The organism is Vreelandella venusta (assembly GCF_007989605.1).
In the GTDB taxonomy this organism is placed as follows: Bacteria; Pseudomonadota; Gammaproteobacteria; order Pseudomonadales; family Halomonadaceae; genus Vreelandella; species Vreelandella venusta.
The window spans coordinates 263,661-279,678 of record NZ_BJUL01000002.1; the positions used below are offsets into that span (position 1 = coordinate 263,661).

Annotated in this window: 15 protein-coding genes; 8 read left to right on the forward strand and 7 right to left on the reverse strand. The window is 55.5% G+C overall.

The window, feature by feature from the left end; genetic code table 11:
* Positions 1-35 precede the first annotated feature (35 nt).
* From HVE01_RS03430 to urtE, 8 genes are all read left to right on the forward strand, one after another.
* The gene (locus HVE01_RS03430; RefSeq protein WP_146942371.1) at positions 36-1,031 is read left to right on the forward strand and encodes a Bug family tripartite tricarboxylate transporter substrate binding protein; all 996 of its coding nucleotides are present in this window, start codon (positions 36-38) and stop codon (positions 1,029-1,031) included.
* 106 nt (positions 1,032-1,137) lie between these two features.
* Positions 1,138-1,620 (forward strand): tripartite tricarboxylate transporter TctB family protein, encoded by a 483-nt coding sequence (locus tag HVE01_RS03435; protein ID WP_125752768.1) that lies wholly within the window; start codon positions 1,138-1,140, stop codon positions 1,618-1,620.
* Between the two features lie 49 nt (positions 1,621-1,669).
* On the forward strand, positions 1,670-3,169 hold the full coding sequence (locus HVE01_RS03440; RefSeq protein ID WP_146942373.1) for a tripartite tricarboxylate transporter permease: 1,500 nt from the start codon (positions 1,670-1,672) through the stop codon (positions 3,167-3,169).
* A gap of 386 nt (positions 3,170-3,555) precedes the next feature.
* Positions 3,556-4,908, forward strand: a complete 1,353-nt coding sequence (urtA, locus tag HVE01_RS03445) for an urea ABC transporter substrate-binding protein (protein WP_146942375.1) — start codon at positions 3,556-3,558, stop codon at positions 4,906-4,908.
* Positions 4,909-5,149: 241 nt separating this feature from the next.
* Positions 5,150-6,763, forward strand: a complete 1,614-nt coding sequence (gene urtB, locus HVE01_RS03450; protein ID WP_146942377.1) for an urea ABC transporter permease subunit UrtB — start codon at positions 5,150-5,152, stop codon at positions 6,761-6,763.
* 3 nt (positions 6,764-6,766) lie between these two features.
* A complete protein-coding gene (gene urtC / locus HVE01_RS03455; RefSeq protein ID WP_171880209.1) occupies positions 6,767-7,930 on the forward strand; it encodes an urea ABC transporter permease subunit UrtC in 1,164 nt (387 codons plus the stop codon).
* Entirely contained in the window at positions 7,927-8,763 is an 837-nt protein-coding gene (gene urtD / locus HVE01_RS03460; RefSeq protein ID WP_146942379.1) for an urea ABC transporter ATP-binding protein UrtD, read from the forward strand. Before urtC ends, urtD begins: the two co-directional genes overlap by 4 nt.
* Positions 8,763-9,470: an urea ABC transporter ATP-binding subunit UrtE gene (urtE, locus tag HVE01_RS03465; protein WP_125752753.1), complete on the forward strand. Its 708-nt coding sequence runs from the start codon at positions 8,763-8,765 to the stop codon at positions 9,468-9,470. The genes urtD and urtE overlap by 1 nt, the downstream gene beginning before the upstream one ends.
* 16 nt (positions 9,471-9,486) lie before the next feature.
* Here the strand turns inward: urtE and HVE01_RS03470 are convergent, their stop codons facing one another.
* From HVE01_RS03470 to HVE01_RS03500, 7 genes are all read right to left on the reverse strand, one after another.
* Complete coding sequence (locus tag HVE01_RS03470) at positions 9,487-9,951, reverse strand: RES family NAD+ phosphorylase (protein ID WP_146942381.1); 465 nt, start codon at positions 9,949-9,951, stop codon at positions 9,487-9,489.
* Positions 9,948-10,397, reverse strand: a complete 450-nt coding sequence (parS, locus tag HVE01_RS03475) for a type II RES/Xre toxin-antitoxin system antitoxin (protein WP_146942383.1) — start codon at positions 10,395-10,397, stop codon at positions 9,948-9,950. Before parS ends, HVE01_RS03470 begins: the two co-directional genes overlap by 4 nt.
* Before the next feature lie 107 nt (positions 10,398-10,504).
* The gene (locus HVE01_RS03480) at positions 10,505-11,425 is read right to left on the reverse strand and encodes a metal ABC transporter permease (protein WP_146942385.1); all 921 of its coding nucleotides are present in this window, start codon (positions 11,423-11,425) and stop codon (positions 10,505-10,507) included.
* The gene (locus HVE01_RS03485) at positions 11,422-12,516 is read right to left on the reverse strand and encodes a metal ABC transporter permease (protein ID WP_146942387.1); all 1,095 of its coding nucleotides are present in this window, start codon (positions 12,514-12,516) and stop codon (positions 11,422-11,424) included. Before HVE01_RS03485 ends, HVE01_RS03480 begins: the two co-directional genes overlap by 4 nt.
* A 3-nt stretch (positions 12,517-12,519) precedes the next feature.
* Positions 12,520-13,302 (reverse strand): metal ABC transporter ATP-binding protein, encoded by a 783-nt coding sequence (locus HVE01_RS03490; protein WP_125752743.1) that lies wholly within the window; start codon positions 13,300-13,302, stop codon positions 12,520-12,522.
* 23 nt (positions 13,303-13,325) lie between these two features.
* Positions 13,326-14,294 carry a metal ABC transporter solute-binding protein, Zn/Mn family gene (locus tag HVE01_RS03495; RefSeq protein ID WP_146942389.1) on the reverse strand — a complete coding sequence of 323 codons (969 nt, stop codon included), beginning with the start codon at positions 14,292-14,294 and terminating at the stop codon, positions 13,326-13,328.
* Between the two features lie 292 nt (positions 14,295-14,586).
* Positions 14,587-15,957 carry a PepSY-associated TM helix domain-containing protein gene (locus HVE01_RS03500; protein WP_146942390.1) on the reverse strand — a complete coding sequence of 457 codons (1,371 nt, stop codon included), beginning with the start codon at positions 15,955-15,957 and terminating at the stop codon, positions 14,587-14,589.
* Positions 15,958-16,018 lie beyond the last annotated feature (61 nt).

Consider the following 16,018-nt stretch of genomic DNA (forward strand, 5'->3'; position numbering starts at 1 on the left):
CCAATATAACAACATAGCTAATGTGGAGAACGCCCATGACCATGCTTCCCCTAAAGCGCTTTGCCGTGCTTGCTTTACCGATGGCAGCCTTTGCCATGACAACGTCCGCCAGCGCCCAAGAGTGGACACCGAACCGTTCGATTGAGTTTGTTGCACCGGCCAACCCCGGTGGCGGCTGGGATACGCTAGTGCGCACCATGTCCCGCGTTATTCAGCAAGAAGAGCTGGCCGACGAAAGCTTCGCAGCCATTAACGTACCTGGCGGCGGCGGTGCAGTTGCCTGGGCTCAGGTAGCCCGTGATAGCGGCAATCCGCATAAACTTTTCGCTACCAGCCCGCCGATGATTTTAGTTCCCCTGGCAGGCGCATCGCGTTACGACCACACTGATTTCACCCCGATTGCGCGCATCAATACCGACTATTCGATTATTTTGGTGGCGGCAGACTCCGAGTATCAAAACCTGGATGATCTTTTCGCAGCGCTCAAAGAGAACCCTAGCTTAAGCGTGGGTGGCGGTAGTGCGCCGGGCTCGATGGACCACATCTCGGTTGCCGGTCTTGCTTCCGCGGCGGGTATGGAAGCCTCCTCGGTCAACTACATTCCCTTCTCAGGTGGTGGCGATGCCATGACTAACCTGATGGGTGGCCATATCGAGGCAGTTATTGGCGGTGCCGGTGAAGCGGTAGGTCAGCTGGGTGAAGGTAGCCAGCTGCGCGCGCTGGGCGTGTCTTCCGCAGAGCGTCTGGGCGGTGGACTGGCCGATGTACCCACTTACCAAGAGCAGGGTTACGACTACACCTTCGATATTTGGCGTGGCGTAATGGGTGCGCCGGAAATGCCTAAAGAGGCGGTTGAATACTACGAGACGCTCTTCGCCGAAATGCTCGAAACGGATGCATGGCGCGAAGCAAGCGACCAGCTGGGCTGGATTGATGCCTACCAGGATAGCGACGCCTTCGCTACCTTCCTGGATGAGCAACAAGAGCAGTTTAGCAGCGTGTTGACCGACCTGGGGCTGATGCGCCAGTAAGCGCTCGTCCCAAAGGCTCCCCCGGTGGCAGCGTGCCACCGGGATCTTCCGTCTGATACCGCAAGGGTCTTGCTGTTCTGCAATGACGTCTTCGGAGAGCTTTCCCATGACTCGATTCAATACCAACCAATGGCTAGCGCTTGTGTTGGCGTTAGTGGCGGCTGCCTATCTGGCAATGGCCTGGCAAATCCCCAACTTTCCGCTGCCCCGCCCAGTGGATTCTGACCTATTTCCAAAAGTGTTAGGTGTTTCTCTGCTATTCCTGTCGGCGTGCTTGTTTTTTGAGCGTCCGGGGCCTATTGCGGGTGCCGATCAGATTGATCAAGCCGAAACCCAGGGGCCGCTACTGCTAACGCCTTGGGCGCGGGTGATCGTCACCGCCATCGCCATTGCGGCCTACGCGTTCCTGCTTGTGCCGTTAGGCTTTGTGCTGGCTTCAACGCTGCTGTGTGTTGGCCTAACCGCTTACTACGGCTACCGCCGCCATGGGGTCAATCTGGCAACATCGCTTGGGGTGGTGTTAGCGCTGTATTTGACCATGACGCGGGTAATGGATGTTTACCTACCCACTGGCGTGCTGCCGTTTTAACCAGGCCGCGCTTGCCCACTGTTAGCGGGTTTAAAAGAGAGACACTCCCATGGATGCCTTTAACAATCTAATGTACGGCTTTGGCATCGCGCTTGAGCCTATCAATATCGCTTACGTCTTTGCCGGTGTCTTTGCTGGCACCATTATCGGCATGTTGCCCGGCCTTGGGCCGATCAGCGCGTTGGCGCTGATGATCCCGATTACCTTCGCTATGGAGCCCTCTTCAGGGCTGATCTTGATGGCTGGGGTGTATTACGGCGCTATTTTTGGCGGCTCCACCTCGTCTATTTTGCTGAACGCCCCCGGTGTGGCGGGAACGGTTGCGACCTCTTTTGACGGCTATCCGATGGCCAAGCAAGGGTTGGCAGGTAAGGCGCTGGCGATTGCCGCTTACTCCTCCTTTGTTGGCGGTACCATCTCCGTTGTTTTCTTGATGTTAATTGCGCCGCTGCTCTCCAAAGTCGCGGTGAGCTTTGGCCCGGCTGAATACTTCGCGTTGATGGTGCTGGGCTTAACCGCGGTTGTGTCGCTATCCGATAAGTCGCTGGTTAAAGGCTTAATTGCCGCTGTTATCGGGGTGATGATCTCGATTGTCGGGATTGATATGCAAACCGGCACCGAGCGCTTTACCTTTGGCTCTATTCACCTGCTCGACGGTATCGACTTTCTGGTCGTCGCGCTGGGTATCTTCGCGTTAGCCGAAGTGTTCTACATGTTGCTGCGCGGAGGTGGTGGTAAAGAAGCGCCACGTAACGCGATCGGGTCGTTGAAATTGTCCCGCAGTGAAGTCAAGCAGATAGCAGGCCCTGTTAGCCGCAGTTCAGTATTGGGCTTCTTTACCGGTGTACTGCCGGGCGCCGGCGCGACCATCGGCTCGTTTCTTGGCTATAGCATGGAAAAACGCATTGCCAAAGACGGCGATACCTTTGGTAAAGGCAACATCAAAGGCGTTGCTGCGCCAGAAGCGGCAAATAATGCGGCGTGCACCGGTTCGTTTGTACCGCTGTTAACCTTGGGGGTGCCGGGGTCTGGCACCACCGCCGTACTGCTTGGCGCACTGTTGGTGATGGGCGTTAATCCTGGCCCGATGATGCTTGAACAGCGTCCTGATGTGTTCTGGGGCGTGGTCGCCAGTATGTATATCGGCAATATCTTCCTACTGGTGCTTAACCTGCCGCTGATTCCGCTGATCGCCAAGATTCTCGATCTGCCCAAGCCATTGTTGCTGTCACTGATTTTGATCTTCTGCATGATCGGTGTGTACGGTATGAGCTTCAGCGTGTTCGACTTATTACTGCTGCTTGGTTTTGGCTTGGTTGGTTTGGGAATGCGCTTGTTCGGCTTCCCTGCCGCGCCACTGATTCTGGCGCTCATTCTTGGCAACATCATGGAAGAGTCCATGCGTCGCGCGCTGCAGATCTCCGGTGGGGATTGGACGACCTTTATCGACAAGCCGATTTCACTGTCGTTACTGGTCATCGCTGTGCTATCGCTTGGTTTACCGCTGCTGAAAAAGCGCCGCACTAAGCGTTTGAACACTGCTGAATAGAGCACCGGCAGGCGTGTAAAGCGTCCTAGGGTTTCCTAGGGCGCTTTTTTTATGCAAGCAATGGGGCGGGATTAATCGCCGTATGCAACGCAAAGCGCACTATTGGTGCGAGGTGTCGTTGTGGTGCATAAACAGCGTGCATTTTTTGGATGTTGGCGCGCCACGGTAGTGCGGTCGGTGAAAACGGGACTACTTTTTCTATAACTAACTTTTTGATTTTAATATTTTTAGTGTTTCTTTTTGTCGTGTGGCGCAAACCTTGCAAAAGCTAGGAGCTAGTGGATGCACCAAGCCCCGTAATAATTGTTCCCGCGTTACATAACGGGAGTCCTTGGCCGCGAAGCTCAAATAACGAGCCCCGTCATAAGGGGCGCAAGGAGGTTCAAGTGACCACATTGCAGCGCAAGACACACCCTCGTACTGCTGGCCGTTTCGCTACTGCCTTAATGGCCGCCGCCGTTATGGGGGCCAGTACACAGGCCATTGCCCAGGATGATGATCCAATCAAGGTCGGTATCCTTCACTCACTCTCCGGCACCATGGCGATCAGTGAGACGGTGCTTAAAGATACCGTTGAGATGCTTATTGAACAGCAAAACGACGCGGGTGGCTTGCTGGGTCGCCAGCTTGAAGCAGTGGTTGTCGACCCTGCCTCTAACTGGCCGCTATTTGCTGAGCGTGCAAGAGAGCTATTGGCGCAAGAAGAGGTCGACGTGATCTTCGGCAACTGGACCTCCGTTTCCCGTAAGGCAGTACTACCGGTAGTGGAAGAGCTTAACGGCCTGTTGTTCTACCCGGTGCAGTATGAAGGTGAGGAGTCCTCGGAAAACGTCTTTTATACCGGTGCCGCCCCCAATCAGCAGGCGATTCCTGCGGTTGAGTATCTGATTAACGAAGTCGGCATCGAACGCTTTGCGCTGGTCGGCACCGACTACGTCTATCCGCGCACCACCAACCGTATTCTCGAAGCGTTCCTCAAAGATGAGCATGGCATCGCTGATGAGGACATCATGATCAACTACACGCCGTTCGGCCATTCAGACTGGCAGAATATCGTGTCAGAAATACGCCGCTTTGGTGAAGAGGGTAAACCCACGGCGGTTATCTCGACGATTAACGGCGATGCCAATGTGCCGTTTTACACCGAACTTTCTAACCAAGGCATCGATGCTGCCGATATTCCGGTCATCGCCTTCTCTGTGGGCGAGCAAGAGCTCACCGGCATCGATACGGGGCCGCTAGTCGGCCACTTGGCGGCCTGGAACTACTTTATGAGCGTCGATACTGATGACAACTACGACTTTATCGACGCCTGGATCGACTACACCGGCGACGAAGAGGCCGTCACTAACGACCCCATGGAAGCGCACTACATTGGCTTCAACATGTGGGCCGAAGCGGTGCGTAAAGCAGGCACTACCGACGTGGATGCGGTGAAAGACGCGATTATCGGTGTTGCCGTGCCTAACCTTTCCGGTGGCTATGCGGCGATGATGCCCAACCATCACATCACTAAACCGGTACTGATTGGTGAAGTTCAAGACAATGGCCAGTTCGATATTGTCTGGCAAACGCCTTCTACCGTAGCGGGCGATGCCTGGTCTGACTACCTGCCTGGCTCACGTGATTTGATTGCCGATTGGCGCAAGCCCATGGAGTGCGGCAACTTCAACGTGGTGAACGGCTCGTGTGGTGGCAGCACCGCAGCAGAAGAAGCCGAAGCGGCTCTCGCTGAGTAAGTAAAGCGATATATAGCAGGGAAATGACCGCTGTTAACGCTGTGGTGTAAGGACAGGTTGAAGCGAGGGGCTTTCGCCATGGCCGGAAAATGCTCCTGGCTATTCCGGCATTTCCGCCATCCATGGCGGTCAGATGGCGAAAGTAGCGCCCATGGATGGGTTCACAGCGCCCTCGCGGAAACTTGTTCTTGGCACCGTTATCTTCAGTTCCCCCCTTTTTGTTAACCAAAGGAAGAACCCCATGAGGCGTTTCTTTTCCTTAGGGTTGCTGTGTCTGCTGTTGTTAAGCGTCACAGTCACCGCCCAGGCACAAACAAGCGCCACCGTTGAGGCTGATGACGCAGCGGCGCTTGAGCTACTAAACGCGCTGGACGTGCGTTCCTATTCCGCCAAAGGCGAAGCGATCAACGCTATTTTGCAAAGCGATGATGAGCGCGCGCGTGATTGGCTGCAGTCCTTGTTGGACGGTCGCTTGCAGCGCACTGACGACGGTCGTTTTGTGGTGGTGCTCGACAATCAAGGTCGCGATTGGCCAGTTGCAGATGCGCTGACCAATGAACCGCTGGGGGAGATGTCCCGCCGCGACCTGGATCGTATAGGCATTAATAACAATCTACGCAATCAGCTACGCAGCGCTATTGCCGTAGTGGACTTGTATTCGCCAAACGTTGAGCGCCGGCGTACTTCCGCCAGCCGCTTACTGGGCGAGGTCGATGAGGAGCTGGCCGAACCGCTCAGTCAACTGATTGCTGACGAAGAAGACGCTGAGGTAGTGCGCAGGCTGACCCAGGCGCTGGCGATTTACCAAGTTGAAAGCGGCGAGCTTGAAGGCGTTGAAACGCTGCGAGGCAGTTTGCATCCACGTGTTCGAGTAGCGCTTAGTCGCGCGGCGAATAGCGATGACCCCATGATTGCCGATGCCGCCAATGAAGCGCTGAGCAGCATCGAGCAGAATCTCAAAATTAACCGTGGCCTGGAAACACTCTACTTCGGGCTTTCGCTTGGCTCGGTACTGGTGTTGGCGGCGATTGGCCTGGCCATTACCTTTGGCGTGATGGGCGTTATCAATATGGCTCATGGTGAGCTAATCATGCTTGGCGCTTATACCACCTGGATGATGCAGCAGCTGTTGCCCGGCCAGCCAGGATTGGCGCTAATTCTGTCGATCCCTGCGGGCTTTATGGTGGCCGCGCTGGTGGGCATTGCCATTGAGCGGGGCGTTATTCAGTTCCTGAAGGGGCGTCCGCTGGAAACGTTGCTGGCGACGTTCGGTATCAGCCTGATTTTACAGCAGCTGGTGAGAACGGTGATTTCACCGCTAAACCGTACGGTCATAACGCCCGAATGGATGAGCGGTTCATTAGTGATTAACGATGCGCTGTCGCTGACTCTTAATCGTATGTTTGTACTCGGTTTTGCACTGGTGGTGTTTGCCGCGCTGATGCTGATTATGCGCCGCACGCGACTAGGGCTTGAAGTGCGTGCAGTGACCCAAAACCGCGCCATGGCACGCTCCATGGGTATCCGTGCCACGCGGGTCGATATTATGACCTTCGCATTAGGGTCTGGCGTCGCTGGTTTGGCAGGCGTTGCGTTATCACAGCTGACCAACGTTGGCCCCAATCTGGGCCAGAACTACATTATTGATTCCTTTATGGTCGTCGTTTTCGGCGGCGTGGGAAATCTATGGGGCACTCTGGTGGCTGGGCTTTCCCTGGGCATTATCAACCAGGTGTTGGAACCCTGGGCGGGCGCCGTGCTGGCCAAGATTATTGTCCTGGTGTTCATCATTCTGTTTATTCAAAAACGCCCGCGTGGACTCTTCCCGCAGAAGGGCCGGGCTGCGGAGGGCTAAGCGATGTCATCAACGATCTCATTAATGACGCAATCATCTTCACGCCAGTTTTGGCTAACCCGCCCGTTTAGCGAACGGGCCACGCAGATTTTTCTTGGCGTGCTGTTTGCCGCCCTGTTGCTGGTTACGGTGCTCCATTTAGCGCTGCCCCAAGGCCACCCGCTGCACGTTAATGCTTATACCGTGAATCTGTTCGGTAAGTACTTAAGCTACGCGCTGCTGGCAGTGGCGGTGGATTTGGTATGGGGCTATTTGGGCATTCTGAGCCTGGGCCACGGGGCGTTTTTTGCCATTGGCGGTTACGCCATGGGCATGTACCTGATGCGCCAAATCGGTGATCGCGGTACTTATGGTGACCCGGTACTGCCGGATTTTATGGTGTTTCTCAACTGGGACAGCTTGCCCTGGTACTGGCTCGGTTTTGATATGGCCTGGTTTGCGTTTGCCATGGTGCTGTTAGCCCCTGGGCTATTGGCCCTGGTCTTCGGCTTTTTAGCGTTTCGCTCGCGGGTCACTGGGGTGTATCTGTCGATTATTACCCAGGCGCTGACTTTCGCCCTGATGCTGGCATTCTTCCGCAATGAGATGGGCTTTGGTGGCAACAACGGGCTGACCGATTTTCGTGAGCTGCTGGGCTACAACCTACGCAGCAACGACACCCGCTTAGGGCTGTTTATTGCCACCGGGGTTGCGCTGGCGCTGGGCTACATCCTGTGCCGAGCGATTGTTACCAGCAAGCTAGGCCGGGTGTGTGTGGCAACCCGGGACGCCGAGGCTCGCACGCGGTTTATTGGCTATCGGGTCGAACGCTTCCAGCTGTTTGTATTCGTGGTTTCCGCCATGCTGGCAGGCTTGGCTGGCGCGCTTTATGTCCCTCAGGTAGGGATTATCAACCCCAGTGAGTTCTCGCCAATTTTCTCGATTGAAATTGTGCTATGGGTGGCACTGGGTGGCCGCGCCACGCTATATGGAGCGGTTATCGGGGCAATCTTAGTCAACTATGCCAAAACCATCTTCACCGGCGTGATGCCCGATGCGTGGCTGTTTGCCTTAGGCGCGCTGTTTGTCTTGGTCACCGTGTTGCTACCCAAAGGCGTTGCAGGGTTATTGCGCCACCTAAAACGTCGCCAAAAATCCGTTGCCTTGCCAAAGGAGGCTACCGCATGAGTTTGTTGCAATCGCTAACCACGCGGGATCGGGTGTTTGAGTTTATGGCCCCTCAGGCATCACCGGTGGATGTGCGCCATGGCCCGATTCTGTATATGGAAGATGTCTCGGTGAGCTTCGATGGCTTCAAGGCAATCAATAACTTAAACCTGACCATTGATGATGGTGAACTGCGCTGCATTATCGGCCCCAACGGGGCCGGTAAAACGACCATGATGGACATCATTACTGGCAAAACGCGCCCCAACGCAGGCAGCGTGTGGTTTGGTAGCCGCCATAATCTACTGCAAATGAATGAACCGGATATCGCCAGCTTGGGAATTGGTCGTAAGTTCCAAAAGCCCACGGTCTTTGAAGCGCTAAGTGTGTTTGAAAACCTGGAGTTGGCGATGGCCGCTGATAAGCGCATTTTTCCCACGCTGACTGCCCGCATGAGCGGTGAAATTAAAGACCGCATCGATGAAGTGCTTGAAACGATTGGCCTGACCGAGCTGCGCTACCAGCCAGCAGGGATTCTTTCCCACGGCCAAAAGCAGTGGCTGGAAATTGGCATGCTGTTAATGCAGCGCCCGCGCCTGCTACTGGTAGATGAACCCGTCGCCGGGATGACGGAGCAGGAGATGGAGCGTACCGCAGAGCTGCTGACGGGCCTCGCCGGTAAGCAGTCGGTGGTCGTGGTAGAGCACGACATGGGCTTTGTACGCTCCATTGCCCGTAAAGTGACCGTGTTGCACCAAGGCAGCGTGCTGGCGGAAGGCAGTATGGACCAGGTGTCAAACGACCCCAAGGTGGTTGAGGTGTATCTGGGTGCGGACGATGAGGAGGCTGCCTAATGCTGACGATTGAAAAGCTTAACCAGTTCTACGGCGAAAGCCATACCTTGTGGGATTTAGACCTTGATGTGCCTGAAGGCCAGTGCACTTGCGTGATGGGCCGCAACGGGGTGGGTAAAACCACCTTAATGAAAGCCATTATGGGCGAAGTGGCCGTAAAGAGTGGCCAGCTACGCTATCAGGGGGAGGGCAGCGACATTGAGCTGACCCAAAAAGCCGTGGAAGCGCGCTCTCGCTTGGGCATTGGTTTTGTCCCCCAGGGGCGACAGATTTTTCCGCTGCTCAGCGTGGAAGAAAATCTACGCACCGGCTTGGCAGCGCGCCGTGATGGGCTGAAAAAAATCCCCGAGCGTATCTATGAGTTGTTCCCGGTTTTAAAAGAGATGAAGCACCGCCGTGGCGGTGACTTATCTGGTGGTCAACAACAGCAGCTCGCCATTGGCCGTGCGCTGGTAATAGAGCCCAAGCTACTGATTTTGGATGAGCCAGGGGAGGGCATTCAGCCCAATATCGTGGCGCAAATCGGTCAGGTGATTCGTCAGCTGATCAAGGAAGATGGCTTAACGGTACTGCTGGTCGAGCAGAAGCTACCCTTTGCCCGCAAATACGCCGACCGCTTTGTGATTATGGATCGCGGCCGTCCGGTGGCCAAAGGCGAGATCGCCGAGCTTTCCAACGAACTGATCAAACAGCACTTGACCGTTTAAGTTATCCACACCCGGTTCAAAGTCGTGGGTCGGGCTGAAAGGGCAGCGCCTCTGCCGTCGTGATGACTTGATCAAACAGGGGATGCTCAGGGTTGAGCATGTAGTTGAACTCTCTTGGCACAACCACGCTGGGAATTGCCAAGGCCAGACTCTGGCCGGAGTCCAACCAGCCGTCGCCCAGATCGGCCGTTTCTGCTGGCGCAGGCGCTTCCCGCCAGTTGTCCGGTAGATCGGCTTCCCCAACACCTAGAATGCTATCGGCTGGCAACGTCAGGCGCAGTAGCGCATAGGCATTGAGCAGCTGATAGCTTTCCAGGTGCACCATGATTTCAAGCAGCGCCAGCGACTCGGTGCTTGCCACATACACACAGGCGTTGCCAGGGCTGTTCCAACGCCCGCCATAAAGGCGTGCACCTTCGCCGTCAAACGCTGTTTCCTGAAATTTACGCTTAACCAGCCGATAAGCGGAGACCTCGCTCATACCGAGACCCCATGCTCCAGCCGCCCGATCAGGTTCAGCACCGTTTGATACTCGGCCGATGTGACGCTCATTTCAACAGGCTTTCGCCCGCCTAGCCCAGCATTGGGCTTGAGCAGCCAGGCACGCGCGCCCTCCGCGTCACCCTCGAACAGATCCAGCGCAGCCTTGAAGAGCTCGGCAAAGCGATACAATCGGTCGCTCTCCGCCATTTTGAAGCGCCCCGATTTAGCGCGACGGCTCAGCGTGGCAGAGGGAATATCCACGTAGCGCGCCAGTGCCTTCTGCTCGATGCCCGACACCTTGGCAAGCTGCGGGTAAACCCGGTACGCCACGCCTTCATGCAACAGTTCATGCAGCTTACGGCCTCTGGCGGGCAGGCCGATCTGCTGCCAGAAGCTCGATGCCAGGGCTTTAGGTGGCTGGTACTGAGTGAAGTGGATATCCATGATGTTTTCTCATTTGATATTTCAGTGAGCTATCAAATGGTATACGCCTCGCCTGGTCAGGCGTCAAGTGAGAGGGGCAATAAGGAAGACATCGCCTCTAATCTCTACTAGCGCAACGAACTTGGCGCTTCTGGTGTTTCGCGGGCGCGGCGGCGTTTCATGGACTGAGTAATCACGCCGTAGCGTGGGCCTGCTAAAAAGGCGAGGATTAGGAAAACGCCGGTCATTATCGCCATCATGCCGCCAATGGAGACATTGAAATACACGGCGAGGTAGTAGCCAGAAATACTTGAAGCGATCGAAATTAGCGCACCGATGATAAACATCATCCACAGCCGGTCGGTCAATAAATAGGCGGCGGAAGCGGGCACAATGGCAAAGGCGATAAACAGTACTGCCCCCACCGCATCAAAGGCCGCTACGGCGGTGGAGCTAGTTAGCATTAGCAGCACATAGAAAAGAATCGAAGGCATAAAGCCGAACGTTTTGGCCAGCGCTGGATCGAAGGTGGCTAGTTTCAGCTCCTTATAAAAGAGCCCGATAAACGCGTAATTGATCAGTGTCATTACGCTCATCGATACCAGCGCCTTGGGGATGGGTAGACCGAAAATGTCGAGAGTATCCAACCAGACAAAGCCGATTTCACCGAGCAGCACAGTATGCGTGTCGATATGCACATCGTTGGCGTAGACATTAAGTAACAGCACGCCGATGGAGAACAGCGCGGGGAAAACCAGGCCGATGGCGGCATCCTGCTTTACCCGCTTGGTGTTGGCCAGGGCCTCGGTAAGTAACACGGTTAATAGCCCGGTTAATGCGGCGCCTATTAGCTGCACCGGCCCGCTTTGCTGTTTGGTCAGCAGCCAGACAATCACTATGCCAAACACAATCGAGTGGCTAATCGCATCAGTGAGCATGCTGTTGCCGCGCAGCACCAGGAAGGTACCCACCGCTGAGGAGGCAATGCCAACCATGGCACCTACCAGAATAATGGGCAGCGCCGTGTTGGTTAGTAATTCAGCAATCATGTCACGACCTCTTCAAAGGTGGCGACCACCTGTTTCGCTGCCTTTTCTCCCAGCGATGTTAGCGCCCATCCGGCGCCGCCGTCAGAGGAGCGTATAAGGTAGCCTTGGCGCTTAAGTTTACTCAGCACCATGCGTGCACCAAATGTTGCACGGTAGTGTCGGGAGGCGTCGGGGTGCTTGTAAAGCGTGTAGAGTAACTGCTGCTTCTGCAACGCTTCTTTTTGGCGATAATGCTTGATGAAGCCCCACAGCAGGCCACGTCCGGGAGCAAGCGCCAGCGAGATGATGACAATAACCGTTGCGGTGAGAATCACCAGCGGACCGGTTGCCAGACCACGGGACAAGGTACTGATGGTTGCTCCCGAGACCCCACTGACAACACCGATGCCAGCGGCAATAACCAGCATCCCCCCCAAGTGACGACTCCACTGCCGGGCCGCAGCGGCTGGCGCCACGATCATGGCGGCCATTAGTATCACGCCAACCATTTGTAAGCCGACCACCACGGCGAGCGCCACCATAGCGGTAAGCGCGGCTTCGATGGCGTTGACAGGCATGCCGAGCGAGCGGGCGTACTGCCCATCAAAAGTGACCAGCTTGGCTTGTTTCCAGAAGATGGCGAGCAGAGTGAGAGTGACAAGGGTGATGCTGCCCATTACCCACAGATCCGAGCGTAGCGTAGCGGCGGCCTGGCCGAACAAAAAGGCTTCTAGCCCCCCTTGGGAGGCGTTGTTGGTACCCTGGATATAGGTCAGTAACACGATGCCAATAGCAAAGAAAATGCTTAGGCAAATGCCGAGGGCGGCATCGGTTTTCAAGCGGCTTTTGCGGGTCAGCAGCAGCATCGTTAGCGCGGCTAACGAGCCAGTGGCCAATGAGCCAATGATAACGCCGCCCATATCCCGACTGCCGGTGATGATAAAGCTTAAACACACGCCGGGCAGCGCCGCGTGGGAGATGGCGTCACCGAGCAGGCTCTGGCGGCGTAACACCGCAAAGCAGCCCAGTGGGCCGCTGATCAGCCCCAGTAGCGAGGCACCAATCACCACGTTTTGAAAGGTGTAATCAGAAAGAAGGTCAAGCCACTGCATGAGTTATTTCACCTTCGAAGCAGTGAACATCAGGGCGTCGCTATCGTTCAACAGGGCAATCTGGCCACCGTACGCCTGACGCAGATAGTCAATATTAAACACCTCTTCAGCCTTGCCGCTGGCAATCACGCGGACGTTAAGCAGCAACAGCCAGTCGAAGTAATTACGTACGGTTTGCAGGTCATGGTGGACAACAATCAGCGTTTTACCCGCATCACGTAGGCGGCGCAGAATGTCGATAATGGCTCGCTCGGTGGTGGCATCAACCCCGGCCATGGGTTCGTCGAGAAAGTACACATCGGCCTGTTGCACCAGTGCGCGGGCCAGAAACACTCGCTGCTGCTGGCCGCCGGAAAGCTGGCTGATCTGGCGGTCAGCGTAGGCGCTCATTCCCACCATTTCCAGGGCTTCCAGTGACTCGTTACGCTCTTTACGCCCTGGGCGCCGGAGCCAACCCAGGCGACCGTAAAGCCCCATGGTGACCACATCCAGCGCGGTGGTCGGGAAGTCCCAATCGACGCTGGAGCGCTGCGGCACATAGCCAACGCGCCTGCGCTGTGAGGCGTAGGGGCGGCCATGCACCATGACCTCGCCGGAAAGCGATGGTACAAGCTCCAGCAGGCTCTTGATTAGCGTGCTCTTACCCGCCCCGTTAGGGCCGACAATGCCTGCCATCACGCCGGTAGGAATCTCCAGGTTAATATCCCAGAGAACGGGCTGATTATGATAGCTGACGGTCAGGTTCTGAATGCTGAGCGCCGTGTCGGTTGTTGCGGGTGTCGCCATTGTTGCAGTGCCTTATTGAATGATTAGTGAGCGAGCTTCCACTCGGTAGCCCAATCGTTCATTTCTTCGGGAAGCGGTGCCAGGGTACCGCCAAGCGCTTCGACAATATGCTGGGTGTTGCGGTAGATCATGCCCATATAAGTGCCATCGACCGTGTCCGGGTCGCCCATGGCATCGGAGTAGAGTTCACCGCCAATTTCGACAACCTGGCCCCGCTGTTGGGCGGCATCAATGACGGCTTGAACCGTGCGCGGGTTAATGGTGCTCTCGATGAAAAGGGCCGGAACCGCGCGATCCACCACAATATCTGTCATGTTGCGAATATCAGCAATACCCGTTTCCGTTTCTGTGCTAATGCCCTGTATGCCTTCCACGTCGATATCGTAGGCGCGGCCAAAGTAACCAAAGGCATCGTGAGCGGTGACCAAAATGCGTTGCTCATCGGGAATGCTGGCGATACTGTCTGTTACCCATTCGTGTAGGGCAAGCAGTTGAGTCTGATAACGCTCGGTATTGGCATCAAACGTCGCGGCGCAGTCGGGGCGCGCTTCACTCAGCGCAGTATTGAGCGTGGGCAGTGTTTGTGCCCATAAAGAAACGTCCATCCACAGATGAGGATCGATGCCGTACACATCCTGTGAGGTAATCAATGATGCGGGGTCAATCGAGGCAGGGGCGACGGCAAGCGTAGGTGTGCGCTCGGAGAACCTTTCCAGTACGTCGCCTAGCTGGCCTTCCAGCGAATAGCCTGAGTAGAAAATCTGTTCTGCGTTTCGCAGTGTTGCCACATCGCTAGCGCTTGCCTGATACAAATGGGGATCTACGCCTGGGCCCATCATGGCTTCCACATTAACGCATTCGCCGCCGACTTCCTGCGCCACATCGGCAATCATCCCAATCGTTGCCACCACGTTTAAGGGCGTCTCATCGGCAGTTGCCAACGCACTTAAAGGCAGCGTTGTTAATAGGATCACTGCATGCTTTGTTGCCATTATTAAGCTCCAGACTCTACATGGGATAGAGGATGATTAAAGCAGCGTTGCTTCGTGCAAGTTTATTTCTTTTTGGAAAAAAGTATAGCCTTGGCTAAGTTTGTGGCGCAATTAACCCAATGTCAAGCGGATAAACGGCGTTGAAATGAGCTGAGAGGTGAGCCTGGGTGATGGCGGGAATAAACATCAGGCGCATGGGAAAATGGTGCATTGGTGGAAAGGCACCATTTTCCTAGCTCCTCATAAATTAGCGCATAGGATTGATGATAAGGAACGATTTGTTGAGCAAGGCTTAGGCAGTTTGACTCGCTAAACGGCGTTCCTGTAAGCGTTGAACGACAAACCAGTCAACGATAAGCATAAAGATCAAGGAAGCGCCGACGAGCGGAAAAATAACTCCCCCGATCACCAGCATGACAGTTAGGCCACGAAACACCCGTTTATCGCTCGGTAGTGGTGGGACTCCCATCGCGCCTGAGGGGCGTCGCTTCCACCACATCACCGCTGCTGACACTGCCAGCAGAATAATGGCTAGGCAGACCGCCAAGAACAAGAGTTGATTGAATAATCCAAACTGCTGACCCATATGCACGTTAATACCAAATTCCAACCAGCGGCCCAAGGGTCCATAGTCGGCATAGCTCATGTCGATCAAGCGCTCGCCAGTGTACTGATCAAGGTGGACCACGCGCTGTTGGCTAAGGTCATTGGGATAGACCGAGCCGGTGTACACACCGGTTGCCGTAGTCGGCAGGCTGACGGCATAGCCATGATGTAATCCCAGTTCATTGAAAATGGCGACAGCACCGTCAAGGCCGATGCTCTCTGCCTGACCTGGCTGCTGTGAGGATTCTGGGAGCTGTGCCTGTTCGAGTGACCAATTGGTTGGGCTTTGCTCGTTTAAACGTGCCTCCGACATGGGCACTTCAACGCGCACACCGGCGGGGTAGCCAAAATTGTTACCGTTGGCCCACTGGTTAACCTGCCCGCCCCACACGCCTGACCAGGGCATGCCCGTGATCGCTAGAAAGACGATAAAGGCGCCGACAAATAGCCCGGTAACCGCATGCAAATCGCGCCAGAATACCCGGCTTTTCGGCTTGCCACGTACGCTAACCACGCCGCCTGCGCCTTTACGCCGTGGCCACCACAGGTAGATGCCGGTGAGCACCAGTAGAATTGACCAGCCGCCAGCTATTTCAATCAGTTTGCGCGCCGTTGGGCCAAAGTATTTCAAACTGTGTAAATAGCGAACGGTCCACATGACTGTACCGCGGTCATCCAGTGCTCCCAGTACATTAGCCGTGTAAGGGTTAACGTAAACCGCTAATCGCTCGCCCTCCGCTGTGTTAACCGTGATCTCCGCGGAGCTATCCGGCGTCGCGGGGTCGGTGAATTTTACGGCGGTGCCGGGATGAGCCGTCAGCGCTGCACTTACCAGTGCAGAGGGAGGCAGCGTGGCCTCTTGAACGGCCACGCGCTTAACATCAGCGTATATCAGCGCGTCCAGTTCGTCTTTGAATAAATACAGCCCGCCAGTGATCGCCAGACTAATCATAAACGGCAGCACCAAAAGGCCAGCGTAAAAATGCCAGCGCCAAACGGCGCGATAAAGATCGAAGGTTTTGCGCTTACCTTCTTGTGAGGGGGACGCGGTCGTCATGTAGTGTCTCCAGACCACCAGGCAACGAGCCTGCTGGTTTAATGAGTCAGGGGAAACAGGT